Here is a 25,299-nt window from a genome sequence, read left to right as displayed (position 1 = left end):
TCCTCGGCATCGGCCCGCTGATCCGGCCAGAAAACTTTGGTCCACACCAGACGCTTTCTGACCAGACCGCTCCCCCACGGGCGCGATTGCCTTAACCGACCGTCACCAGATTTGGTGCCGGATTGCGTGAGCGCGCCCCAGACGGGAAGCTCACCACATTGTCCATGTTGGCGGCAGACTCTGCCACCAGCGCGTCAATATCCGCGCCACTTGCCCGACGCCCGGCCGCTTTCAGCCGCGCGATCAGATCGTCCACTGCACCGTTAGCCAAAGCCCGCACATTGATTGCGCGGCGCATTTCGCTGCTACTGCAGATATCAAAAATCAACATATCACCCACAACTGGCACCACCGAAGTGTCCCCTGTGCCAAATTGGGCAACGTTATCGCCTTCGTCAGCCCCATCAAAATACGCAAGATCTCTTTGATCTTCGCACCAGATCAGGGCCTTTCGGCGCTTTGGATTGCTCCAAAGTACCAAACCGAGCATCCCGTACTCCCCAATAGTCCCATTTACCCCGTGTAGTCACACACATTTCCTTTCGCCCTGGCGGGGGCTTGCACACAGGCGCCCCCCATTAAATACTGCCTTCTGGCCGTCAGGGTTTGTAATCGCGCCGTTCTGGCGCAAAGTTGACGCTAATATGCATCAACTGCCTCACGTTAGCGTCTGATGTTGGGTAAAATCCAGCGAAAATTGAATGAGTGTGTCCTCGGTAACTACTTAATTTGACAATGATCAATGAAAGAGCACTGTGAAGAACATCAATTCTGAGAATGATCTGGAACTGTCCCCAGCCGAATTGCGTCAGACGTTCGGCCGCAATCTGCGTGAACTGACAAAACCTTACCGCTCGATCTCCGGTCTCTGCCGCGAACTTGGAATCAACCGGACCCAGTTCAACCGCTACCTCGCTGGCGAGAGTTTTCCCCGTCCCGAAATTCTAGCTCAAATTTGCGCTTTTTTTGAGGTTGACGCCCAAACGTTGCTGGGACCATTCGCGCGCCGCAAGAAAGCCCAGATCGGTCGTGAGCATCCATTTCTGGACGAATTTGTCGGCCCCAAGCCTGACACGGTGAGCGAAGAGCGCTTTCCCTCAGGCTTCTACCGGTTCAGCCGCCGCAGCTTTCTGGACACGGATCTGGTGATGAACGGCTTGGTCTATGTCTTCCGGCGGGACGGGTTTGCCTTCATCCGCGGCTATGCTAGCCGCAGCATCATGCGGGACCTGGCTCTGCCCACCAACAGCCCCATCCGCGAATTCCGCGGCGTGCTGATTCCTCAGGAAGAAGGCGTGCATTTCACCATCTCCCACCGCAACAACATCGCCACGGTCTTCAACTACCTCAGCCGCGCGAGCGCCCTGCAGCAAAATGTCTGGGTCGGATTTTCCGCCCGCCCCGAACGGGACAATGTGATCAAACGCCGGGTCACGCGGCTGGTCTATGAAAAGATAAACGGCTCCTTCTCTGACGTGCGCGCAATGGCCAAAAGCACCGGCTATGTCCCCCTCGGCGAGATCCCAGAGCTGCACCAGCGCCACCTGCGCCTGGGCACGCCTTTTAGCTGACGCGCGCGCAACGGCCAGCCTCCGGCCCAACATCAGGCGGTCAGACTGGTTTGTCTCCGTCATCAGAGGTCGCAGACAGGCCAGTGCCCCGCTGAGCGCGGGGCCTAGACTGATCACAATGATCAGGAGGAGTGCCGCCATGTCCAACAGCCGCCCCACGCCCCCCTCGGCCACAGCGCTGCACAAGGTGCGCGCGCCTGTGGCGCAGGCCCAAGGCTTGCCTAACAGCCACTACACCAGCCCTGCCCTGTTTGAGGAAGAGGCAGAGGCGCTCTTAAAATCTACCTGGGCCGGTCTGGGCGTTGCTACCGATGTGCCAGAGCCCGGGGATGCCAAGCCGGTCAATTTCCTTGGCATGCCGCTCCTGCTGCTGCGCGACAAGACGGGCGTTGTGCGGGTCTTTAACAATGTCTGCCGCCACCGGGGCATGATCCTTGTGGAGGAACCGCGCAAGATCGAGGGCGCGCTGCGCTGCCCCTATCACAGCTGGTGTTACGCCACCGATGGCCGCCTTGTGACGACCCCGCATGTGGGTGGCCCGGGGCAGAACACCCACGCCGATATCGACCGCAGCACCCTTGGCCTGTTCGAAGTGCGCAGCCACATCTGGCGCGACGTGGTCTTTGTGAACATCGACGGCACAGCGCCGCCCTTTGAGGAGGTCCATGCCGACCTCATCACCCGCTGGGCCGCGCTGGACCAGCCACAACATCACGGCGGCGCAGAGAGCCGCTTCACCCTGGATGTGCAGACCAACTGGAAGCTCGCGGTCGAAAACTATTGTGAAAGCTACCATCTGCCTTGGGTGCATCCGGGGCTGAACAGCTACTCCCGGCTGGAAGATCACTACAACATCACCGCACCCGGTCACTATTCCGGCCAGGGCACCCATGTGTACCGGCAACTGAAGGCTGAGGACGGCACTTGCTTCCCTGACTTTGCCGATCTGCCTGTCTTCTGGGATGAGGGCGCGGAATATGTCGCGCTTTACCCCAATGTGCTTTTGGGCGCCCAGCGTGACCACAGCTTCGCCATCGTGTTGGAGCCGGTCTCTTGCGAGCAAACCCGCGAACATGTGCATCTCTACTACGCCGCCTCTGAAACCGATCCCGCCCTGCGCGCGCAAAACGCCGCCCAGTGGAAAGAGGTCTTTGAAGAGGACATCTTTGTGGTGGAGGGCATGCAGAAAGGCCGCCATGCCCCGGGTTTTGACGGTGGCCGCTTCTCCCCGGCCATGGATGGGCCAACCCATTGCTTCCACGATTGGGTCGCCGCACGCATGATGGCACATCGCGCGCCGGCCACCCCCGCCGCTGCGGAATGAGCGATCTGCACCAGCGCCTGCTGGCGGCCCATGCAGGCGAAGACCCGGCAGCCCTCGTGGCGCTTTATCAGGAGGCTGCCGATGCCGCGCCTGACGTGGACGCGCAGGGGTTCTACCTCACGCAGGCCTATGTCTATGCGCTGGAAAGCGGACACGCCGCCACCGAAGGGCTCAGGACGCAGCTACACGCCCTCGGCCGAGAAAAGGGGCAAGAGGACTGAGAGGATTGCGCGGCAGGTGGTTTACGCCGCCCCCGCCGCCTTGATCTGCGCATAAAGATGCCAGCTCGCATGCCCGACCACAGGGAAGATGACAAACAGCCCGAGAAAGCCGGGGATCATCGCCGCAAAGGTCAGCCCGGCCACCATCCCGGCCCAGATCAGCATGACCAGAAAATGGCTCTGCACATACTGAAAGCTGGTGATCATCGCGGTCACAAAATCCAGCTCGCGGTCCAGCAGCAAGGGCAGCGACAGCACCGTGATCATGTACAGCAAGAGCGCGAAGAGAAAGCCGACCACCGAGCCAAAGCCCAGCATCATCATGCCATTGGCAGTGAAATAGACCTCCAGCGAGCTTGACACATTGGTCATCACCGACAGTCCCAGAAACAGGGCGAAAATCATATGGCCAAGGAAAAACCAGAACAGAAACACAATGATGATCACCGCACAGATCGACGGCAGCTGCCGCTTGCTCTGTCGCATCACCACCCCGGCAATCAGCGGCCAGTTCATCTCCCAGCCGCGCTCCAGCCTGAGTGACACCTCATAAAGCCCCACAGCCGCAAACGGCCCCAACAGCGGGAAGCCAATCGCCGCAAAGGTCAGCCAGTAGCTCTGTCCACTGGCCAGCGTCAGCCAGACCATGGCCCAGCCACCCAGCACATAAAACAGCGCAAATCCAAGCCCGTAGACCGGCTTTTTCACAAAATCCCGCAGACCCAGCCGCAGGGCAGCCCCAAGCATGGCAAAGCGCACCGCACCCAAAGGCGGCGCACCATGTTCGCGCTCGCCATTGGCAGAGCGCGCGGCAGACAGCTTGGTTTCCTCTATGGCTGTGCTTTGCGTGGCCGTAGTTTGTGTGGCTGTGTTTTGGGTGTTTGGTGCCTCACCACCAAAAGTGCTCTCCTCAGACATGCGCCCTCCCCGCGCCTGTTCCTCCACCTGCCATGAAAGCGGCTTTGCCGCGTCAAATCAACCGCTTGCTGCCGCAACCTCGCGCGGTTGCGGCGGATGCTGCTGCGGCCAGTGGGTTGCACCGTGGTAGGCCTGTGCAATCTCCAGCACCTTGCGGTCCGCCCCTTTGGCACCAATGATCTGCATCCCCATGGGCAAGCCGCGCCCATCAAAGCCCACCGGTACGCTGATCGCGGGCAGCCCCAGCAGGCTTGCGGGCACCATCACCTGCATCCAGCGGTGATAGGTGTCCATCTCTTGGCCCCCGATGTCCTTGGGCCAGTCCCACTCCGCCGGGAAGGGGAAACACTGCGCCACCGGCAGAACAACCGCATCAAACTGCGCAAACATCTCTGCCGCGGCGGCAAACCAGGCGGAACGCACACGGGTGGCCTGATGCAGCGCCATGGCGTCCATCTCAATGCCGCGCCGCACCTCCCATTGCACCTCAGGTTTCAGCCGTTCGCGGGTCGCCTCTACCTGATAAAGCGGTGCCAGCTCCCCCGCCAAGGCAAAGGCCCTCAACGCGCTCCAGCTCTGAAACATCGCTTCCGCATCAAAGGGCGGTTCCACAGGTGCAACCTCCGCCCCCACGCCCGCGAGCACGTTGAGCCCCGCTTCACAGAGCGGCAGAATGCCCTCCTCCATGGGCATCGCACCGCCCCAATCCCCCAGCCAGCCGATCCGCAGTCCGTCAGCGGCACAGAGCTCAGGCACCTCCCAGTCCTGCGCGGGCATGTTGAAGGGCACGCCCTGCTCTGCCTGCGCCATCACCTTGAGCAGCAAGGCGCAATCGCGCGGACTGCGCCCCATCGGGCCAATGGTCGAAAGCTGCTGCCAGAAGCTCTCCGCCCCGACTTCCCGCGGCACCACGCCCCAGCTGGGGCGAAAGCCGTAGACATTGTTCCAGCCCGCCGGATTGCGCAACGAGCCCATCATGTCACTGCCATCGGCCAGGGCCACCAACCCAAGCGCCAGCGCGGCCCCGGCCCCGCCGGAACTGCCCCCGGCGGTACGGGCGGCGTCAAACGGGTTGCGCGTGACCCCATGCACCGGATTGTAGCTGTGACTGCCAAGGCCAAATTCCGGTACATTGGTCTTGCCGATAAAGATCGCACCCGCCGCCCGCATCCGCGCCACAAAGGCGCTGTCCGCCTCCGAGATCCGTTCGGCAAACAAGGGGCTACCTTCGGTGTTGCGCGTGCCTTTCACATGGGCCAGCGCCTTGATCGCCATGGGCATGCCGTGCAGCGCGCCGCGCGCCTCATAAGGCACCTCATCCGCCGCGCGCGCCTCCGCCAGAAGCGCTTCTGTGTCGCGCAGATCCACAATCGCATTCACCGCACCGTTGCGCGCCGCAATCCGCTCCAGCGTGGCCGTCATCACCGCCTCAGCGGTCAGCCGCCCCTCCCGCAGCGCCGCACTCAGAACCCCTGCATCCCAATCGAGAAAATCGCTCATCTGCTTTGACCCTCCAAGGCAATCGCAGCACGATCCGCCCACAACCGCAAGCCTCAAAGCGCAAACGGCGCACCCTCAAAGGACACGCCGTCTTCTCATTCACAAAATATCCTGGGGTAGACACCGCTTGCGGTGGCAGGGGCAACGCCCCTCTCTTCCCTCTCAGCGCAGCTTATGCCTGCAAGGTCAGGCTCAGTCGTCCGCCTGCGCATCGGCGCGGCTCATGCCCGCCACGTCCATCGCCAACGTCGCCGCCATAAACCCGTCCAGATCGCCGTCGAGCACGCCTTTGGTGTCGCTGGTCTCATGGCTGGTGCGCAAGTCTTTCACCATCTGGTAGGGCTGCAGCACGTAAGAGCGGATCTGGTTGCCCCAGCCTGCGTCACCCTTGGCCTCGTGCGCCGCGTTGATGTCAGCGTTCCGACGGTCCAGCTCCATCTGATACAGCCGCGATTTCAGCGCTTTCATGGCGATGTCGCGGTTCTGGTGCTGCGATTTCTCAGAGCTTGTCACCACAATGCCGGTGGGCATGTGGGTGATCCGCACCGCAGAGTCGGTGGTGTTCACGTGCTGACCACCCGCACCGGAGGAGCGATAGGTGTCCACACGGATATCGGCGGGGTTCACTTCGATTTCGATGTTGTCATCCACCACCGGATAGACCCAGACCGAACTGAAAGACGTGTGGCGCTTGGCAGCGCTGTCATAAGGCGAAATCCGCACCAGACGGTGCACGCCGCTTTCCGACTTCAGCCAGCCATAGGCGTTGTGCCCGGAGATCTTGTAGGCGGCGGATTTGATGCCCGCCTCTTCGCCCGCGGTCTCAGACTGCAGCTCAACCTTATAGCCTTTTTTCTCCGCCCAGCGCACATACATCCGCGCCAGCATCGAGGCCCAGTCACAGCTTTCCGTACCACCCGCACCGGAGTTGATCTCAAGGAAGGTGTCATTGCCGTCCGCCTCGCCATCCAGCAACGCTTCCAGCTCTTTTTCCGCCGCCTTCTCTGCCAGCGCCTTCAGCGCCGCTTCGGCCTCGGCCACAACCTCATCATCCTCTTCCATCTCGCCAAGCTCGATCAGCTCGACGTTATCAGACAGCTCGGTTTCGATGGATTTGACGGTGTCCATGGCATCCACCAGCAACTGACGCTCCCGCATCAGCTTCTGCGCGCCCTCGGCATCATTCCACAGGTCCGGATCCTCCACCCGCGCGTTGAATTCCTCCAAGCGGTAAGCAGCCGTTTCCCAATCCATACGCTGGCGCAAAAGGGTCAGGGATTTCTCGATCTCTGTAACTGTGTTCTGAGCGTCCGCGCGCATGATCTTAGCCTCATTCCGGTTCAGATCAGGGTGATAGCGCAGAGCCGCTAGGGGGGCAAGGTGGCACACACGCGCCTACGGGTGAAGAAAACACACCTCGCGCGCAACCCAAGGTGGATCGATAATAATTCCGCCGGTGTTTACCACAAATTGTCCATTCAATGTCCTGCCCGGTTTTACCGAACACTTAACCTTTGTTGCGACACTCGCCCCGACTTTCTTTCCAGGACCAACCCTATGCGCACGCTCGCCAAGCTCTCTTTCACCGCCCTTTTTGGCCTCTCCGGGGCTGCTGCCGCCCTGTTTGGCGTGATGCAGGTCTCTGTGCCCATCGTTGAGAAACTGATGGAGGCCGACCTGCGCAAACAGTCAGAGCTCTGGCACCGCCGCGTGGTCCTGCATCTTGATGACCCGTCCCGCACCTTCCTGTATGGAGAGCTGACAAGCGACAACATCACCTATTTCGAACTTCTCCCCGAAGCTTCCGATGTGTACCGCTTCAAAATCTATGACACCGAGGGCACTGTGGTCTGGTCCACTCGCCCCGGAGAAAGAGGTCTGTCGGACGCGGATACCTTCCCCGCAGATGAAATCATGCAAGGGATCACCTCCTACCGTCGCGAGCAAAAACCTGCCTCTGAGATTGACGGGCTGGCTCTACATGCCCTGTCAGAAGATGTCGCAACGCATGAGGTGGCGGAACTCTATGAACCGGTTATTTCCAACGGCCGGGTGATCGGGGCGCTTGAATTTTACACCGACATCACCGATGTGCGCAAAAGCTTCCTGTTCCGCGTCCGTGTACTGCTCACCGCGCTCACCACGCTGGCCATTGCCACGGTCAGCATCGTGGCCGTGCTGCTTTATCGCGCCAATCGCCGCCAGTATCAGACCCTCACCAACCGCAGCGCCAAAGAAAAAGATCTGCTGAACGAACAGCTCAAGCTGGCGCGAAACGTCAAACTGCTGGGCGAGCTGAACGAATGGCTGCAATCCAGCCGCTCTCTGGAAGAGCTGTTTGATATGGTCAAACGCTTCATGACCCACATCCTGCCGGATTCTGAGGGCAGCATTTACGTCTATTCCAACTCCCGCGATGTTCTGGATGGCTGGGCCAGCTGGAACGGTGGTGAGCACAAGGATCACATTCATCCCGATGAATGCTGGGGCCTGCGCCGTGGCCGCACCTATGAATTTGGCGACAGCGAAATCAACTTCACCTGCTCCCATGCTGAGCCCCACAACGACCACCCCTATTTCTGCTTCCCCATTCTGGCGCATGGCGAAACCGTTGGTCTGCTGCATCTGCGCGCCAAGAGCGCAGACGCCGAGGTGTTTCATGCCAACCGCGATCTGGCGCAGATGTGCTCGGAACAGATCTCCATGGCGATTGCCAATGTGCGCATGCGCGACGAGCTGCATGACCAATCGGTGCGCGACCCCCTCACCGGCCTATTCAACCGCCGCCACATGAATGAAACCCTGCGCAAAACCATCAGCGACAGCCAGCGCAGCACGGACCCGTTCTCTGTGGTGGCCATCGACGTCGACCACTTTAAGAAGTTCAACGACACCCACGGTCATGACGCAGGCGACATGGTGCTGCGCGCGGTTGGCTCGGTGCTGCAGCAGGATTGTGACCGCGACGATGTGGCCTGCCGTCCCGGCGGCGAAGAATTCACCGTGGTTCTGCCAAACAGTGATCTTGAAACCGCTCAGGAGCGCGCCGAAACCCTGCGCCGCGCGGTGGAAAACATCAAAGTGCGTTATGGCGAAAAGACCTTGCCGCGCATCACCATCTCGGTCGGCATCGCGACCTATCCGGCGCATGGCACCCTGCCGCAGATGCTGCTGCGCAGCGCGGACGACGCGCTCTATCAGGCCAAAGCGCAGGGCCGCAACCGCGTGGTGGTGGCGGACGCGCTCGAAACCGGCGAACACGAAGGCGAGCTTTGGGAAAAGACCATGCCCACCGCCCTGCCCGCCGCCGCTCCGGACGTACCGGCATCTGAGAACATCCCCTCAGAAGATAGGGCAGAAGACACCCCCAAGAAAAAAGCCAGCTAAGACAACAGCGGCCCTGCCCCGGCAGGGCCGTTTCTTCTTGTGCGATCAGCACCTTACGGCGGTACACCCGAAGCGCATTACTGACCATCCAGCGGGATAGCGCACGCGCCACATTCCCTTCCGGATCACCACCCTCTTCAGCGCCGCACTGCCCCTCAGCCCGCGCCCGTCCTTGCCTCCCGCAAGGGCGGCTTACTGATGTTTACAGGGTCGGCTAACACGCCATGCGGTCTCGCTAAAAATGTGCTACAATCGCCATGGCATGCGCCTCAAATTATCTAAATTTCGCCCGAATTGATTAGTAGTTTTTTCCCAGAAACCGAGGAGAACCTCAGGTTTTTGAGAATTTTGGTTAACAGGCACCCTTGTTGAGAAGCGACAAAGATTGGGTGTCTGCCCTGTGAGAAGTGTTTTTAGATGCCTAGTTTTAGTATCGTCGGGGGGAACTCCACGACGTTCACAGATACGACGCCCAATGGCGGTTTCGTCATTGATTTTGTGCGGCTCGACAACAGCCTGAATGTGCAGATCAACGGGGTTAATCTGTTTGTCGGCGGTCCTGGCGGCGCGGCAACGGAGCTGCAGTTTCAGACCGCTGCGACCTCAGGCCAGACCGTCAGATTTGCCGATGGCGACCGCTACGCCAGCGACACGCCAGAAATCTGGCAGCTCAACGGCACCGCCGCAAACCCCATCTTCCGGCTGCAGGTGGACCCGGACGGCACGGTCACGCTTTCTGGTGTGAAGTCCAACGGCGGCGCGCTGGAGCCGCTGGAGCTCTTTAACGGGCTCTCGGTGAACTCCGCAGCGGTGGCTGCCGCGTGGAACGACAGCGGCTCAAACACCATTGTCGTGGATCAGATCGTCACCGGCCCCACAAACGCCAGCGGCGAATTTGTCGATGTGCCCTGCTTCACCACCGGCACGTTGATTGACACCCTGTTTGGCCCAAAACCGATTGAAAGCCTGCAGGTCGGCGACATGGTCCTGACCTATGATTGTGACTATGAACCGATCCGCTGGATTGGCTCGCGCAAGGTCACCGCGGCGCAGCTGCGCGCCAAGCCCAAGCTCAAACCAATCCTGATCCGCGCCAACGCGCTGGGACTGGGATACCCGAAACAGGATTTGCAGGTCTCCCCACAGCACCGCCTTTTGGTGTCCTCAAAGGTCGCCATGCGCATGTTCGGCTCCAAAGACGTGCTGATCCCCGCGCACAAGCTACTGCCGATGGATGGCATTGAGGTGGTGGGCGACACCACAGAGGGCGTGGAGTACTGGCATATCCTGTTTGACAGCCATCAGGTGGTCTGGTCCAACGGTGCGCCCTCAGAAAGCCTCTACACCGGCCCACAGGCGCTCAAGGCGCTATCCCCTGAGGGGCGCGCGGAAATCCAGAGCCTGTTTCCAGAGATTTGCCAACCGGACTTCAAGCCTATTTCGGCGCGACACATCCCGGAAAAAGGCAAGCAGGTCAAAAAGATGATCGAACGGCATCAGGCCAACAACAAGCCTTTGTACTGTCACTTCTGAGGATTGCGCCGCGCTCGCTGCGCCTCCATCTCAGCGCCCTAAAGCGGCCTCAAGCAACGCCCCCGATCAACGGGGGCGCTGAGCTCAGTAGAGCCCGCCGGAACTCACCGTGCCAAAGTCGGCTTTCGGGCCCACAATGCCGGTGCCGCCTGAGGAGGTGGTCACTTCGCGGCCCTGCGACGTGGCAACCTCTTCCACCAGCGGCAGGTTTTGCCCCATGGCAAAGCCACCGTCATAGGTGATGCCAAACACCGGCTCCTCGCCATCCCGGAAATACTCCGCCACCACATTTGTGCCGCGCGCGTCCCCATCCAGACGCGCACCGGTGTAGCGGTCGATCTTGATGAAGTGGCCCCCGGGCGGCACGCGGAACTTGCCGCCGCCGTATTTCTGGATCGCCTCTTCCATGAACTCCTGGAACACCGGACCACAGGTGGTGCCGCCAAAGGCGCCACGGCCCAGCGGACGCGGACGGTCATGGCCGATATAGCAGCCCGCCACGATGTTGCTGGTGAAGCCAACAAACCAGACGTCTTTGGCCTCATTGGTGGTGCCGGTCTTCCCCGCCACTGGCACCGGCAGTTTGATCTGGCTGCTGGCGGTGCCGCGTGTGACCACGCCTTCCATCATCGAGGTCAGCTGATAGGCGGTCACCGCATCCATCACGCGCTCGCGGTTGGTCACGATGCGCGGGCCACGGGTGGCCGGGATCGTCGCATCAAGACAATCGGTACATTCGCGCTGATCATGGCGATAGATGGTCTTGCCGTAACGGTCCTGCACCCGGTCGACCAGCGTGGGTTCCACCCGCTCGCCGCCATTGGCAAACATCGCATAGGCCGCCACGATCTGATAAAGCGTGGTCTCATCCGCGCCCAGCGAGTTCGCCAGAAACGGTCCCATGTCTTCATAAACACCAAAGCGCTCCGCATAACGCGCCACGGTCTCCATCCCGACCTCTTGCGCCAGACGGATGGTCATCAGGTTCCGGCTCTGCTCGATGCCTGTGCGCATCGGCGTCGGGCCGTAGAACTTGTTGGTGGAGTTTTTCGGACGCCACACCCCCTGCGGGGTGTCGATCTCAATCGGCGCGTCAATCACGATGGTCGCGGGCGAATACCCGCTATCAAGTGCTGAGGCATAGACAAACGGTTTGAAGCTGGAACCCGGCTGACGCTTGGCCTGTGTGGCGCGGTTAAACACCGTGTCCTGATAGCTGAAACCGCCCTGCATCGCGATCACACGGCCGTTGTTCACGTCCATCGCCATAAAGCCGCCCTGCACCTCCGGCACCTGCCGCAGGGACCAGCGCACAAACTCGCCGGTGTCATCTTTGGTGATCGCACGCACCAGCACCACATCGCCCACGGAGACCAGATCTCCGGCCACCCGCGCCTGACGGCCCAGCGAGCCGTCCGCCTGACGCTTGCGCGCCCAGGTCACGTCATTGGCGGCAATCCAGTGACCGTCCTCATCATCCTCGATGCCTTCGATCCCGATGCGCGCGTCATTGTTGCCAACCCGCAGCACGACGGCCGGATACCACTGCCCCTCAAGATCCACATCCCGTGGCAGAGAGACCTCCGCCAGCGCTCCGCGCCAGGCGATCTCATCTTCCAGAAGGCCCGCGTCAATCGCCTCTCCCGTGCCGCGCCAGACACCGCGGCTGCGGTCATATTTCTCAAGCGCGCGGCGCAGCGCCTTCGCGGCAACCTTCTGCATCTCCGGATCTTCGGTGGAGCGCACAGTCATACCGCCGGAGAAAAACTCGTCTTCGCCAAAATCCCGGCTCAGCTGGCGGCGGATCTCATCGGTGAAGTAATCCCGTGGTGGCAGGGTCGATTTGAAGCTTGCATAGTCACCGTTTTGCACCGAGCGCAGCGGCAGCTCCTTTTCGGCCTCATAGACGGCCTGCGTGATATAGCCGTTCTCCGCCATTTCCTTCAGCACAAAGTTGCGCCGCGCCAACACGCGCTCTTTGTTGCGCACCGGATGGAATTTGCCCGGCGCCTTGGGCATTGAGGCCAGCGTCGCCGCCTCATGCGGCGCAAGCTGCTCCAGCGATTTGTTGAAATAGGTCTGCGCTGCGGCGGCCACACCATAGGAGTTTTGACCAAGGAAAATCTCGTTCATATAGAGCTCAAGGATCTGCTCTTTGGTCAGCGTCTCCTCGACGCGGGTCGCCAGAATGATCTCTTTGATCTTGCGCTCAATGCGGCGGTCACCGGACAGAAGGAAGTTCTTCATCACCTGCTGGGTGATGGTCGAGGCCCCGCGCACGCTGCCACCCCGGCTTTGCACAGCCTCAACAGCCGCCGCCGCAATCCCGCGCGCGTCATACCCTGAGTGGTGGTAAAAGTTCTTATCTTCTGCGGAGATAAAGGCCTCTTTGACCAGATCCGGGATCTCCTCGGCTGGCACAAACAGACGCCGCTCCTTGGCAAACTCGTCAATGATATGGCCTTCACCGGAATAGATCCGGCTGATGGTCGGCGGTTTGTACTGCGCCAGACTTTCGTGGCTTGGCAGCTCTTGGCCATAGATCCAGAACACCGCCCCGATGGAGAGCGCCACAACGGCCAGCCCCATGGTAACAAAGGTGAAAATGGTTCCAAGGAAAGACAGGATAAATCGTATCACGCCGAAGGCCTTTTAAGTCGGGTCTGCTAGCCTCTCTATATAGAGGCCCGGGAGGCGGGTCAAAACACCTCTCCGTTTGAGCGCGCGAATATGCGCTGCGTCAACGGGCGGGATTTCGCAGATTGCCACGATCCGCGCCCGAACCGAGGGGCAGGAAGCAAGGCGCCCGCCCCGTGCGGGCGGTTCTGGCGCTGCCAAAGCAGGGCTTTGGCATATTTGACATCAGCGAGCCAATTCGGCCCTCAAACACATTCACGCTGACAAAATTTTTGCAGCTTACAAAATTTTTGCAGCTTATTGCGTCATCCTCCTTGAAAAGACACAAACAGAACCAACTTTTGTACAAGAAAAAATCAACCTTAAGGTGTTAGAAATGGAGCAGCTTCGATACAACAATAACCTGACCTGTGACGTTAGCGAGCACGGCATGGGGAAAGGGTTTCTTGCATCCATCAAATACAACCGACGCGAAGTTGGCGTATTCGAAGACACTTCTATCGAGGAAATAGAAGCCACTTTCAACTGGGTCGGTCAGCTATTGGAAGAAGGTGCCCATTTAGATCAAGGTATCATTATGCTTGGCTATCGCGGTTCCGATTTATCGGGCGATGTTCTTGTTTTGGATGGCCAAGTCATTGGTGAATGGCACTGCGACGCTGAAGAATGGTATCATTTTACTGCCGATGGTTCCAGCGAGCCAAACTGTTCAGCCCCTTCGAACTTTAAGCTTATCGGGCGCATTGCAGAATGGAATAGGCCAGATGCCTTTGCCCGCGAAGGATCCAACCAAGTCGTTTGATCCCCCCGCGCCTCACCCCGCGGCGCGCTGCTCCAGATACTCCGCCAGCCGCGCTTTCATATTGGGCACCGCATTGGCCATCCGCAAATAGCGGGAGACATCCCACATGCGCCAGGCCTGCCCTTCTTCGCCCAGCCGCAGCCGGTTGATATCGAGATCGGGCACCTCAGCGACAAAGAACCACGTCACAACCTCGCCCTGCCGACCAGAGGCATAGCGCCGCCGATAGGTCAGCGCCTCTTCATCAAGCCGCAGCCCCAGCTCTTCGCGCAGCTCACGCAACGCGCAGGTTTCGGGGCTTTCGCCCTTTTCACGCCCGCCACCGGGAAAATCCCACATGTTCGGGAAGGGAATGTCCGCCTTGTCATCGCGCAGGATCGAGACCAGCTGATCGCCTTTCAAAATGGCCAGCTTGGCCCCCTCAAAATCGGTAAATTCGCGCATCGCAGCCCGCTCTTATGTTCAACTACCCCAGCCTATCACTCGACGGGCTTCAGCCCGGAAAGGAAAGCCACACGCCTTCAAATCTCCGTGCATGGGCAAAGCTTCGCCGATCCGCCCAGCTGCGTCCAGCCCGTTCACTGCCACGCCGCTCACTGCCGGACCAACGCCCGCGCTGCCCTGTCGTCCTCGACCCAGGCTATCAGCCCGTCACGCAAGCCCGCCGCCATCGCCGCGCGCCAGCCCGGATCCTGCAGATTGGCCAGATCACGTTGCGATGACATAAAGCCCAGCTCCACCAGAACCGAGGGCACATCTGCCGCCTTTAGGACAGAAAAAGCTCCTTCTCTCATCGGCTTACGATTCAAAGTTACGGTGCTCTCCTTCAGCGCATCCACCAAAGAGCGCGCCAGCCTATCAGTGCGCGGCTCGGTCTCCATACGCGCCAGATCAAGCAGCACATCGGTCACCTCATCATCCGCACCGGACAGATCCACACCGGAGAGGATATCCGCCCGGTCATGGCGCTCCGCCAGCAGGGCTGAGGCCGCGTCACTGGCGTCGTCAGACAGGGTGTAGATCGTGGCGCCCTTGGCGTTGCCCTGGCTCAGGCTGTCGGCATGCAGCGACAAAAACACATCCACCTGATGCTGATGCGCCAGCGCGACGCGGCGCTCCAGCGAGACAAACTCATCCGCATCCCGCGTCATCACCACCTCAAAGCCACCCGAACGGCGCAGAAGATCCCGCAGCTCGCGCGCAAACAGCAGCATCAGGTCTTTCTCCTGAGTCTCGCCCCGCTCCGCCCCTGGATCAATCCCGCCATGGCCCGGATCAATCATCACTTTGGTTGGCGCCCAATCCGGCCGCGCCTCAGACGCAGGCTCGGTGGCCGGGGCCGGCAGATCCCAGCGCGGATCATACGGCGCCCCTGCCTCTGCGGCAAACGCAGCCGCCTCGGTTGGGGTCAGCAGCAGCGACAGGCGCGCGCGCCCCGTGGCTTCTGCCACCGACATCTCGGCGCTTTGCACCTTCAGCGGCGCGGCCAGATCCAGTACCATGCGGCTCCAGCCCGGGCGATAGGCCCCAAAGCGCACCGCCGCTACGCCTTCGGCGGCCCCGAGCTCGGCGGCCTGCAGCTGCCCCCAGTCAATCTCGCGAAAATCCAGCACCACGCGGCGCGGCGCATCCAGCGTGAACACCCGCCAGGGCACCCCTTGGCTCAGGCTCAGCTCCAGCGCCGTGGCCCCGCGGCGCGCATCAGACAAGCCGCTTTGCGCCACATCCAGCCGCGCCAGTGCGGAGAAGCCCTCTTCCTGCGCAGCCCCTGCTACCGGTGCCAGACACACAGTCAGCGCCAAAGCCGCCCCCCGTGCCAAAGCCTGAATGCCGCCCGCTCGTTTGCCAAAAATCATGCTCGTCTCACCGCTCTTGCGCGTTCTTGTTGGCCAAAGCCTACACCAGCCGCGCGCCACTCGCCACGACAGACTTGCGCAGCTCACGCGGCCTTCCTCTTGCCAAAAATATCCCGGGGTGAATTGGACCGAAGGGCCAAGAGGGGCTGGCCCCTCCCTGCCCGTTCGATACCTTAATTCAGGCGATGCTAAACCGCCCCGCGCGCAGCCATGAAGCGTTGCAAACGTGTCAGGCCTTCCGCGATGTCCTCTGTGCTGCGCGCATAAGAAAACCGCAGCGTCTGATGCCCGCGCACCGGATCAAAATCGAGCCCCGGTGTCACCGCCACTCCGGCCTGCTCCAGAATCTCCTGCGCAAAGGCGCGGCTGTTGTTGGTGTAATTGCTCACATCCACATAGACATAAAACGCCCCGTCCGGCGGCGCGAATTTGGAAAAGCCCGCTTTGGGCAAACCCTCGATCATCATCGCGCGGTTGGCGCGGTAGACCGCCATATTGGCTTCCAGCTCATCGTGACAATCCATCGCCGCCAATGCTGCCACCTGGCTTGCGTGCGGCGCGCAGATAAACATGTTCTGTGCCAGTCGCTCAACCTTGCGCACGTGGTCATCAGGCACCACCATCCAGCCCACGCGCCAGCCGGTCATGCTGAAGTATTTGGAGAATGAGTTGATCACATAGCACTCATCGGTCAGCTCCAGCGCGGTGACCGCTTTGGCCTCATACTCAATGCCGTGATAGATCTCATCGCTGATGAAGGCAGCGTCTTTCTCCTGACAGAGGTCGATCAGCGCCCCCATGGCGGCTGTGTCGAGCATCGTGCCTGTGGGGTTGGCCGGTGAGGCCACCATCAGCCCCTCAAAATCCATCGCGCGCAGATCATCGGGCACCGGCTGCAGGCGGTTCTGCGGTGCGGTCTGGATATCCAGTGGCTCAAGGCTCAGCGCTTTGAGGATCTGGCGGTAGCTCGGATAGCCCGGCGCACCAATCGCCACCCGCTCACCCGCGTCAAACAGCGCAGAAAACGCCAGCACAAACGCCCCCGAAGAGCCCGGGGTCACAATCACGCGGTTGGGGTTCAGATCCACATTGTACCAGTCGCCATAAAGCTGGGCGATGCGCGCGCGCAGCTCCGGAATGCCCAAGGCCACCGTGTACCCAAGCGCCCCCTGTTCCATCTGTTGGCTCAGCGCATGGCGCGCGGCTTGCGGCGCGGCGGTGCCCGGCTGGCCCACTTCCATATGTATGATGTGGCGTCCGGCTTCCTCGGCCTGACGCGCCGCTTCCATCACATCCATCACAATGAAGGGATCAACCGCCCCACGTCTTGAGTTCCGCATGAATTTGTTCCCTAGTGTCGCTCATGAGGTTTCACCGCGAAATGACGGCGCCGTCAATCACCGCTTTGCGCATCCATGCCGTCACTCTGGTGACGCTGCTTGCCCTGTTGATCACCACCCCGATGGCCCGGGCGGTTTCGCTGATCCGCGACCCGGATATCGAATACGCCCTGAGCAGAATGGCCGCCCCCATTCTGACGGCTGCGGGCCTTGGTGGTAACGTCAAAATCCTTCTGGTGAACGACAACAGCCTCAACGCCTTTGTCGTTGATCCACAACATATTTTTATCCACACCGGCATGATCATGCGGATGGAAACGCCGGAGATGCTGCAGGCGGTGATCGCCCATGAGGCGGCCCATATCGCCAATGGTCATCTGACCCGCCGCATCGCCAATCTTGATTCGGCGCGCAACGCTTCAACCCTTGGTCTGGCCCTTGCGCTGGCCGCCGCTGCGGCGTCGGGCCGCGGCGATGTCGCCGCCGGTGTCGCGCTTGGCACGCAAAGCTCTGCCCTTCGGCAATTTCTCGCCCACACACGGGCCGAAGAAGCCTCTGCCGACCAATCCGCCGTGCGCTACATGGCCTCTGCCGGGATCGACCCTGCGGGCGCTGTCGATGTGCACCAGCTGTTTGTTGGCCAGGAGCTGCTGAATGTCTCCCGTCAGGATCCTTACATGCGGTCGCACCCGCTGTCGCGTGACCGGGTGCGCGCGATGGAACGCTTTGTCGCCGCCTATACCGGCAAAAGCCGCCCGCAGCCTGAAATGGACTATTGGTATGACCGGGCGCGCTCCAAGATCACCGCGTTCATGCGCCCGACCAAATGGACCTTGCAACGCGCCAGTGAAAGCCGCGCTGACGACGTGCGCCACATGCGCCTTGCGGTGGCCTATCACCGCCAGCAGAACAGCTCTGAGGCGCTGGCCCATATCAACAAAGCCATCGCGCTGCGCCCCAATGATGCCTTCTACTACGAGCTCAAAGGTCAGATCCTTCTGGAAAGCCGCCAGTTCCAAAGCGCGGTGACCGCCTATCGCAAAGCCGCAGAGCTTGAACCGCGCAATCCGCTGATCCTTGGCGGGCTGGGCCGCTCGTTGTTGACGGTGAACCGCCCCAAAGAGGCGCTCAAACATCTGGAGAATGCGCGGGCGCGTGACTTCCGCAATGCCAAGCTGCTGCGTGATCTCGGCTCCGCCTATGCCCAGACCGGCCAGCCCGGCATGGCCTCTCTGGCCACGGCAGAGCGCTATGCCCTTGCCAACCGCCTCAAAGATGCCGACATACACGCCCAACGCGCCCTGACCCGCCTGCCGCGTGGATCAAGCGCCGCGCGCCGTGCCCAAGACATCGTGTCCGCTGCAAAGCGTGCCCAAAAGAAAAAGTGATGGAGACCCCCCTAAAGTGATGGAGACCCCCCTGATGAAACGCCTTTTCGCCCCCGCCCTCGTCGCCCTCGGGCTCAGCGCCACCTCCGCAATGGCCTTTGACATCGACAGCATGTCTGAAGAAGAGCGCGGCGCGTTTCGCGATGAAATTCGCGCCTACCTGCTCGAAAACCCCGAAGTGATCATGGAGGCCGTCGCCATCCTTCAGGCGCGCCAGGAGCAGACACAGGAGCAGGATGACCTCGCGCTGGTCGCAGCCAACACCGAGCGCCTGTTCAACGATGGCTACAGTTGGGAAGGCGGCAACCCTGAGGGCGACATCACACTGGTGGAATTTGTCGACTACCGCTGCGGCTACTGCCGCAAGGCGCATGACGAAGTGGCAGAGCTGATCAAATCAGACGGCAACATCCGCTTCATCGTCAAAGAATACCCGATCCTTGGCGAAGCTTCCGAGCTGAGCTCCCGCTTCGCCATCGCCGTGAAGCAGAAGCTGGGCAATGAGTCCTACAAGCTGGCCCATGACGCGCTCATCAAAATGCGCGGTGACGTGACCGAGCGTTCCCTGACCCGCCTGTCCAAAGGGCTCGGCTTTGATGCCGCCCCTCTGCTTGCGCATATGAACAGCGATGAAGTCACCGAGGAGATCATGACCACCCGCCTGCTCGCACGCGATATGCGGATCACCGGCACGCCCTCCTTTGTGATGCAAGACGAGATGCTGCGCGGCTACGTCCCGCTTGAAGGCATGCGCTCCATCGTGGCTGACAAACGCGGCTAATCCGCACCGCCTTCTTTCCAAAAACAAAAGCAGCGGCCCGGCCGCTGCTATTTTTGTGGCGCAGTGTTGCGCAACGTTCGGCATGTTAAGCCGCCAAAGTCGCGATTTTGCACCTACGCAATACCGTAGGGATACCGACGCGATACCGACGTGCCGGTTTGGCCCCGTCTGGCGTCGTTAAGCTTTGGCGCAAAAATCGGAACTTATTCCGCAGCCTCTGCTGCGGCCTTCGCCGCTTCCAGCTCCGCGGCCTTGGCTTCCACCTGCTCAACGATGTGTTCCACCATATCGTCGTTGGACATCCGGTGGCTCTGCTTACCGGCAAGATAGACCATGCCGTTGCCATTGCCACCGCCGGTCCAGCCCACATCGGTCATCAGCGCCTCACCCGGCCCGTTCACAACGCAGCCAATGATCGACAGGCTCATCGGCGTGTGAATATGCGCGAGCCTTTCTTCCAATGTTTCCACGGTCTTAATCACATCAAACCCTTGGCGGGCGCAGCTTGGGCAGCTGATGATATTGACCCCACGGTGACGCAGGCCAAGGCTTTTGAGGATCTCAAAGCCGACCTTCACCTCTTCCACCGGATCGGCACTCAAGCTCACGCGCAGCGTGTCGCCAATCCCCATCCACAGGAGCTGGCCAAGGCCAATCGCGGATTTGATGGTGCCGCTGACAAAGCCGCCCGCCTCGGTGATGCCAAGGTGGATCGGCGCATCTGTCGCATCTGCAAGCAGCTGATAGGCGGCTGCCGACATAAACACATCAGAGGCTTTCACCGAGATCTTGAACTCGTGAAAATCGTTATCTTGCAGGATCTTAATATGGTCGAGACCACTCTCCACCATCGCATCTGGGCACGGCTCGCCGTATTTTTCCAAGAGGTGTTTCTCAAGGCTGCCGGCATTCACCCCGATACGGATGGAGCACCCGTGATCCTTGGCGGCCGCAATCACCTCTTTGACGCGCTTCTCATCACCGATGTTGCCCGGATTGATCCGCAGACAGGCCGCACCGGCCTCCGCCGCCTCAATCGCACGTTTGTAGTGGAAGTGAATATCCGCCACGATCGGCACAGGGCTTTCTTTTGTGATTTCTTTCAAGGCCTTGGTGGCGGCCTCATCCGGCGCTGAGATGCGGACAATATCCGCCCCGGCCTCTGCCGCAGCCAGCACCTGCCCCAAGGTGGCCTTCACATCACCGCTGTCGGTGTTGGTCATGGTCTGCACGGCAATCGGGGCATCGCCGCCAACAGGCACATTGCCCACCATGATCTGGCGCGACTTGCGTCGCTCGATATTACGCCAAGGGCGAATGTGGTTCATCGACATGGCAGGCCCCCTCATCAGAGCATGGAAACAGCTTTCTGCCTATCTAGTCGCTCTGCACAGTCGGGGCAATGCACGATAAAGAAAAGCGCAGCCCAAGCTGCGCTCTGTCAATGTTATACCGCTGAAAAGCCAGAGGATTTTGCGACGCCTTGACGGCGACGGAGCGCTTATTCTTCGCCCACCACCACATCTGTTGCCGCCGCCAGGGCGACAATACGGGCCAACTCCGGATCGTCATCCAGATCCGCAACCTGATACCCCTCTTTCAAAGCATCCATCGCCAGCGGCAGATCGCGCGCCACGCTGGTGCCCTCACCGGCTGGTCCGTAGATTTCGCCGTTGAGCTTGAAGTAGACTGAGCCACTCATGCCTGCGCGCAGGATTGGCGCTTCTTCGGTGGCGGGCAGCACATATTCCTCACCGGCGTTGAGGATTTTCTCAAACAACACCGTGCCATCCGCACCGCGCACGCGCACCCAGGCAGGCCGCACCGCCATCACGACGATTTCCGGTGCTTCTTCCTCAACCACAATCGGGATCGGGCGATCTTCTTCGGGCACCACAGCTGCGACCAGCTCCGGCACTTCCGGCGTGAACACACCGATGTTGTCCGGGTTCAGCTGGGAAATCGGCGCATCACGCGCCACCAGCACAGGCACATCCAACGCCTGAGGGCGATAGAGACGGTCCAGCGCCTCAGACGGCGCAAACACGCCCGCCCCGGCTTCCGCAAGCTCTGCGCCTTCAAGATCATCGCCATCATTGGTCGCACGGGCTGCGCCTTCCAGCGGATCCAGATCACTCAGCACAACCGGTGTCTGCTCCACGGGGGCCAAAGTCACCCGCTGTATTTCATTGAGCACCGACCAGCCGCCATAGCCAATCCCTGCAATCAGCGCGAGCAAGACCACCGAAGATCCAATGGCACGCAGCTCGATACGAGACAGCAGGGATTCTTGGATCGGTGTGAAGGGGGCATTGGCACCGGAGAACGGATCACTTGACACAATAGGTGCCGCCTTCTCCGTCTTGCGCGCGCCGGAGGCCTCCGCAGACATGCCATGCGCGGTGGTGAAGCCACTTTCTGCACAGAAAGTGTCAAACGCCTGCTCAGGGTCCATGCCGAGGTAACGTGCATAAGAGCGCACATAGCCCGCAATAAAGCCCGGCGTTTCAAAAGCGGATGGATCGCAGTTTTCGATGGCAGCAACGTAACTTGCGCGTATTCGGAGCTCGCGTTGCACATCCAGCAGCGACTTGCCCAGAGTCGCCCGTTCGCCTCGCATCATATCGCCTAGGCTCACGGCAAAGTCGTCGTAACCTTTCGGTCCCTCGGATACCTCTTCGGTATCGCGCTTGGATCTGCGCCCGATCATCCCAAATGCCTCGTTTAGCAACGCCGGTCCGTTCTTCCCCCGATTCGGACCGATCCCCTTGTTAAACAATACTATACCATATGTGGTATAATTGAGAACAATATGTGTTGGTTAACCTGCCAGGTCGGCACGATTCAGCGCACAGTGACTCCAGAGTGCATCCAAAGCATGCACAAGCGCATCAATCTCTTTCGGACCATGCACCGGCGACGGCGTGAAACGCAGGCGTTCTGTACCGCGCGGAACCGTCGGGAAATTGATCGGCTGCACGTAAATTCCATAATCGTCGAGCAGGTGATCAGACAGGATTTTGGTGTGCACCGGATTGCCCACAATCACAGGCACAATATGGCTGCCATGATCGATGATCGGCAGGCCCAGACCTTTCAGGCGCAGCTTCAGGATTTTGGCCTGCGTCTGGTGGCGTTCGCGCAACGCCTGATCGATTTTCAGATGCGCCACAGAGGCCGCAGCACCGGCTGCCACAGCAGGCGGCAGAGATGTGGTAAAGATGAAGCCTGGCGCGTAAGACCTTACGGCGTCACACATTTTTTCAGATGCGGCGATGTAGCCGCCCATCACGCCATAGGCTTTGGCAAGGGTGCCGTTAATGATGTCGATGCGATGGGCAAGGTTGTCACGCTCGGTCACACCACCACCGCGCGGGCCGTACATGCCAACCGCGTGCACCTCATCAATGTAGGTCAGTGCGCCAAATTCATCCGCCAGATCACAGAGCGCCTCGATCGGGCCGAAATCACCATCCATGGAGTAGACAGATTCAAAGGCGATGAGCTTAGGCGCTGCCGGATCATCGGCCTCAAGCAGGCTGCGCAGATGGTCTACATCATTGTGTTTGAAAATACGCTTCGCCCCGCCGTTGCGGCGCACACCTTCGATCATGGAAGCGTGGTTCAATTCGTCGGAATATATGATTAATCCCGGGAAGAGTTTTGGCAAAGTACTTAAAGTTGCATCGTTTGCGATGTAGGCGCTGGTGAAAAGCAGCGCTGATTCTTTGCCGTGCAGATCCGCCAGCTCCGCCTCAAGGCGTTTGTGATAGACGGTCGTGCCGGAGATATTGCGGGTGCCGCCAGAGCCTGCACCGGTGGCATCAACAGCCTCGTGCATCGCCTCCAGCACCACAGGGTTCTGCCCCATGCCGAGATAGTCGTTGCCACACCACACGGTGATCGGGCGCTGGGTGCCATCAGGACGGGTCCATGTGGCATGCGGGAAATGACCTTGCTGACGTTCGATATCAATGAACGTGCGATAGCGCCCTTCTTCGTGCAAACGATTGAGAGCGTCATCTAGCTTTGCAGTGTAATCCACAGTGGCTTTCCTTTTTCCCGGCCAGATCATCACGGGGATGGAACTGACTGAATATTAGAGCTGTTCTAAACCTCAACAGCGTCTTGGGCAATGGGTAGCAAACTGACAAAGTGTAGCACTTTGATATCGATCAATGTGTTAACGCCCCGCTCTGGACACCCCAGATTCGAATGTTACGGTTTGCGCAAATCGCTGCACCCGTGGCGCATAGAAAAGGAGTTCCCATGACACTTGATCCAGTCCTCTCCCGGATTGACGCAAATATGCCTGAGGCCATCGAGCGTTTGTTCGATTTGCTGCGCATCAAGTCGATCTCAACCGATCCGGCTTTTGACGCGGATGTCGAAGCGGCCGCCGACTGGCTGGTGAAAGATCTGCAAAGCCTTGGCATCGCAGCAGAAAAGCGCATGACCACAGGCCATCCAATGGTGGTGGGCCATGTGGACGGCCCCAGCGAAGACAGCCCCCACATTCTGTTTTATGGCCATTACGATGTACAGCCGGTGGACCCGCTGGAGCTCTGGGACCGCGATCCATTTGATCCAGCTCTTGAAGACACTGACGCAGGCCAAGTGATCCGCGCCCGCGGCGCCTCTGATGACAAAGGTCAGCTGATGACCTTCGTGGAAGCCTGCCGCGCATGGATCGCAGAGCATGGCGCCCTGCCCTGCAAAATCACGTTCCTGTTTGAGGGCGAAGAAGAATCAGGGTCTCCAAGCCTTGTGCCCTTCCTCAAGGAAAACGCTGAGGAGCTGAGCTGTGACATCGCCCTGATCTGTGACACAGGCTTGTTTGAAAGCGCCGTGCCTGCGATCACCACCATGCTGCGGGGTCTCTTGGGGGAAGACTTCACCATCACCGGCCCGTCGCGCGACCTGCATTCCGGCATGTACGGCGGCATCGCGATGAACCCGATCCGCGTGCTGAACAAAATCCTCGCAGGTCTGCATGATGAAACCGGCGCTGTGACGCTTGATGGCTTTTATGACGATGTGCCCGAACTGCCTGACGACATCCGCGCGCAATGGCAGGGGCTGAACTTTGACCACGCCACCTATCTCGGCGATGTGGGCCTTAAGGCGCCTGCTGGCGAGCAGGACCGCACACCGCTGGAGCAAATCTGGTCCCGCCCGACATGTGATGTGAATGGCATCTGGGGCGGCTACACCGGCGATGGCTTTAAAACGGTTCTGCCCTCACAGGCCTCTGCAAAGCTGTCGTTCCGTCTGGTCGGCCACCAAGATCCGGACAAAATCCGCGCGGCCTTCCGCAGCTATCTGGAGAGCAATCTGCCCGAAGGCTTCACCGTGGAGTATCGCACCGAGAAAGGCTCTGGCGCCTCCCATATGTCCATTGACGATCCGGCGTTTGAAAAAGCCCGCAGCGCACTGAGCGACGAATGGCCCCGCCCTGCCGCTTATGTGGGCTGTGGCGGCTCGATTCCGATCGCAGGCTACTTCAAAGAGATTCTCGACATGGATTCGATGCTGATCGGCTTTGGCCGGGATGACGACCAGATCCACTCGCCCAACGAAAAATATGATGTGGAGAGCTTTCACAAAGGCACCCGCTCCTGGGCGCGAATCCTTGAAGCGCTCACACGATAAGACACTAGAAACATGCAAGAATCAGAAACGCGCCCCTTGGGCGCGTTTTTTCTGTGGCGGGCTAAAAACGGCGCAACAAGGCGCAGATAATGCGCGCTTATAAGCGACCAAATCAACCAACTTTTAAGGGAGGAAGAAGTGGCGCGGTTGACGGGGCTCGAACCCGCGACCCCCGGCGTGACAGGCCGGTACTCTAACCAACTGAGCTACAACCGCGCATATATCTTCGCCTTTCGGCATGACCCTTTACCCGAAGGCACCCAAGGTCGGGGCTGGCAGCGGTGGCGCGGTTGACGGGGCTCGAACCCGCGACCCCCGGCGTGACAGGCCGGTACTCTAACCAACTGAGCTACAACCGCTCGCTGCTCGCTGTTTGGCGTGTGCCCCTC

Annotated in this window: 20 protein-coding genes and 2 tRNA genes; 9 read left to right on the top strand and 13 right to left on the bottom strand. The window is 60.1% G+C overall.

Going from position 1 to position 25,299, the window contains the following annotated elements; translation table 11 throughout:
• Positions 1-91 precede the first annotated feature (91 nt).
• Complete coding sequence (locus J7399_RS14410) at positions 92-490, bottom strand: hypothetical protein (RefSeq protein ID WP_209087070.1); 399 nt, start codon at positions 488-490, stop codon at positions 92-94.
• A gap of 265 nt (positions 491-755) precedes the next feature.
• Between J7399_RS14410 and J7399_RS14405 the strand changes: the two genes are divergently transcribed.
• The 3 genes from J7399_RS14405 to J7399_RS14395 all read left to right on the top strand — a co-directional run bounded on the left by J7399_RS14405 (position 756) and on the right by J7399_RS14395 (position 3,116).
• Positions 756-1,571, top strand: coding sequence for a helix-turn-helix transcriptional regulator (locus J7399_RS14405; RefSeq protein WP_209087069.1), 816 nt, complete (start codon positions 756-758; stop codon positions 1,569-1,571).
• A 139-nt stretch (positions 1,572-1,710) separates the two neighbouring features.
• On the top strand, positions 1,711-2,895 hold the full coding sequence (locus tag J7399_RS14400; protein WP_209087068.1) for an aromatic ring-hydroxylating dioxygenase subunit alpha: 1,185 nt from the start codon (positions 1,711-1,713) through the stop codon (positions 2,893-2,895).
• The gene (locus J7399_RS14395) at positions 2,892-3,116 is read left to right on the top strand and encodes a hypothetical protein (protein WP_209087067.1); all 225 of its coding nucleotides are present in this window, start codon (positions 2,892-2,894) and stop codon (positions 3,114-3,116) included. The genes J7399_RS14400 and J7399_RS14395 overlap by 4 nt, the downstream gene beginning before the upstream one ends.
• Before the next feature lie 21 nt (positions 3,117-3,137).
• On the opposite strand, the gene J7399_RS14390 is transcribed toward J7399_RS14395, so the two are convergent.
• From J7399_RS14390 to prfB, 3 genes are all read right to left on the bottom strand, one after another.
• Positions 3,138-3,863, bottom strand: coding sequence for a DUF2189 domain-containing protein (locus J7399_RS14390; RefSeq protein WP_209063934.1), 726 nt, complete (start codon positions 3,861-3,863; stop codon positions 3,138-3,140).
• A 228-nt stretch (positions 3,864-4,091) separates the two neighbouring features.
• Positions 4,092-5,534 (bottom strand): amidase, encoded by a 1,443-nt coding sequence (locus J7399_RS14385; protein WP_209087065.1) that lies wholly within the window; start codon positions 5,532-5,534, stop codon positions 4,092-4,094.
• A gap of 192 nt (positions 5,535-5,726) precedes the next feature.
• On the bottom strand, positions 5,727-6,854 hold the full coding sequence (gene prfB / locus J7399_RS14380; RefSeq protein WP_209063510.1) for a peptide chain release factor 2: 1,128 nt from the start codon (positions 6,852-6,854) through the stop codon (positions 5,727-5,729).
• Between the two features lie 237 nt (positions 6,855-7,091).
• Here prfB and J7399_RS14375 point away from each other — a divergent pair, with 237 nt between their 5' ends.
• Complete coding sequence (locus J7399_RS14375; protein WP_209087063.1) at positions 7,092-8,921, top strand: sensor domain-containing diguanylate cyclase; 1,830 nt, start codon at positions 7,092-7,094, stop codon at positions 8,919-8,921.
• 417 nt (positions 8,922-9,338) lie between these two features.
• The gene (locus J7399_RS14370; protein ID WP_209087061.1) at positions 9,339-10,454 is read left to right on the top strand and encodes a Hint domain-containing protein; all 1,116 of its coding nucleotides are present in this window, start codon (positions 9,339-9,341) and stop codon (positions 10,452-10,454) included.
• A gap of 84 nt (positions 10,455-10,538) precedes the next feature.
• Here the strand turns inward: J7399_RS14370 and J7399_RS14365 are convergent, their stop codons facing one another.
• Entirely contained in the window at positions 10,539-13,094 is a 2,556-nt protein-coding gene (locus J7399_RS14365) for a penicillin-binding protein 1A (protein ID WP_209087060.1), read from the bottom strand.
• A 373-nt stretch (positions 13,095-13,467) separates the two neighbouring features.
• On the opposite strand from J7399_RS14365, the gene J7399_RS14360 reads away from it, so the two are divergent.
• Positions 13,468-13,893 carry a hypothetical protein gene (locus J7399_RS14360; protein WP_209087059.1) on the top strand — a complete coding sequence of 142 codons (426 nt, stop codon included), beginning with the start codon at positions 13,468-13,470 and terminating at the stop codon, positions 13,891-13,893.
• A gap of 12 nt (positions 13,894-13,905) precedes the next feature.
• Here J7399_RS14360 and J7399_RS14355 read toward each other — a convergent pair whose 3' ends face one another.
• The 3 genes from J7399_RS14355 to J7399_RS14345 all read right to left on the bottom strand — a co-directional run bounded on the left by J7399_RS14355 (position 13,906) and on the right by J7399_RS14345 (position 17,089).
• Positions 13,906-14,337: an NUDIX hydrolase gene (locus J7399_RS14355; protein WP_209087058.1), complete on the bottom strand. Its 432-nt coding sequence runs from the start codon at positions 14,335-14,337 to the stop codon at positions 13,906-13,908.
• A 149-nt stretch (positions 14,338-14,486) separates the two neighbouring features.
• Positions 14,487-15,749, bottom strand: a complete 1,263-nt coding sequence (locus J7399_RS14350) for an N-acetylmuramoyl-L-alanine amidase (protein WP_209087057.1) — start codon at positions 15,747-15,749, stop codon at positions 14,487-14,489.
• A gap of 188 nt (positions 15,750-15,937) precedes the next feature.
• On the bottom strand, positions 15,938-17,089 hold the full coding sequence (locus J7399_RS14345) for an aminotransferase class I/II-fold pyridoxal phosphate-dependent enzyme (RefSeq protein ID WP_209087056.1): 1,152 nt from the start codon (positions 17,087-17,089) through the stop codon (positions 15,938-15,940).
• A gap of 41 nt (positions 17,090-17,130) precedes the next feature.
• On the opposite strand from J7399_RS14345, the gene J7399_RS14340 reads away from it, so the two are divergent.
• Together J7399_RS14340 and J7399_RS14335 are read left to right on the top strand one after the other, a co-directional pair.
• Positions 17,131-18,477: a M48 family metalloprotease gene (locus J7399_RS14340; RefSeq protein WP_209063525.1), complete on the top strand. Its 1,347-nt coding sequence runs from the start codon at positions 17,131-17,133 to the stop codon at positions 18,475-18,477.
• 34 nt (positions 18,478-18,511) lie between these two features.
• Entirely contained in the window at positions 18,512-19,258 is a 747-nt protein-coding gene (locus J7399_RS14335) for a DsbA family protein (RefSeq protein ID WP_209079299.1), read from the top strand.
• 203 nt (positions 19,259-19,461) lie between these two features.
• On the opposite strand, the gene ispG is transcribed toward J7399_RS14335, so the two are convergent.
• From ispG to hemA, 3 genes are all read right to left on the bottom strand, one after another.
• Entirely contained in the window at positions 19,462-20,592 is a 1,131-nt protein-coding gene (gene ispG / locus J7399_RS14330; RefSeq protein WP_209063529.1) for a flavodoxin-dependent (E)-4-hydroxy-3-methylbut-2-enyl-diphosphate synthase, read from the bottom strand.
• A gap of 167 nt (positions 20,593-20,759) precedes the next feature.
• Positions 20,760-21,968 carry a helix-turn-helix domain-containing protein gene (locus J7399_RS14325; RefSeq protein ID WP_209087055.1) on the bottom strand — a complete coding sequence of 403 codons (1,209 nt, stop codon included), beginning with the start codon at positions 21,966-21,968 and terminating at the stop codon, positions 20,760-20,762.
• A 111-nt stretch (positions 21,969-22,079) separates the two neighbouring features.
• Complete coding sequence (gene hemA / locus J7399_RS14320) at positions 22,080-23,303, bottom strand: 5-aminolevulinate synthase (RefSeq protein ID WP_209087054.1); 1,224 nt, start codon at positions 23,301-23,303, stop codon at positions 22,080-22,082.
• A gap of 224 nt (positions 23,304-23,527) precedes the next feature.
• On the opposite strand from hemA, the gene J7399_RS14315 reads away from it, so the two are divergent.
• Positions 23,528-24,910 (top strand): M20/M25/M40 family metallo-hydrolase, encoded by a 1,383-nt coding sequence (locus J7399_RS14315; RefSeq protein ID WP_209087052.1) that lies wholly within the window; start codon positions 23,528-23,530, stop codon positions 24,908-24,910.
• A gap of 139 nt (positions 24,911-25,049) precedes the next feature.
• On the opposite strand, the gene J7399_RS14310 is transcribed toward J7399_RS14315, so the two are convergent.
• Together J7399_RS14310 and J7399_RS14305 are read right to left on the bottom strand one after the other, a co-directional pair.
• A tRNA-Asp gene (locus J7399_RS14310) sits at positions 25,050-25,126 on the bottom strand.
• Positions 25,127-25,192: 66 nt separating this feature from the next.
• Positions 25,193-25,269, bottom strand: a tRNA-Asp gene (locus tag J7399_RS14305).
• Positions 25,270-25,299 lie beyond the last annotated feature (30 nt).

Source organism: Shimia sp. R9_1 (genome assembly GCF_017743775.1).
In the GTDB taxonomy this organism is placed as follows: Bacteria; Pseudomonadota; Alphaproteobacteria; order Rhodobacterales; family Rhodobacteraceae; genus Shimia.
The sequence above is the reverse complement of the archived record's forward strand: the minus strand, read 5'-3'. Positions and strand labels throughout refer to the sequence as shown.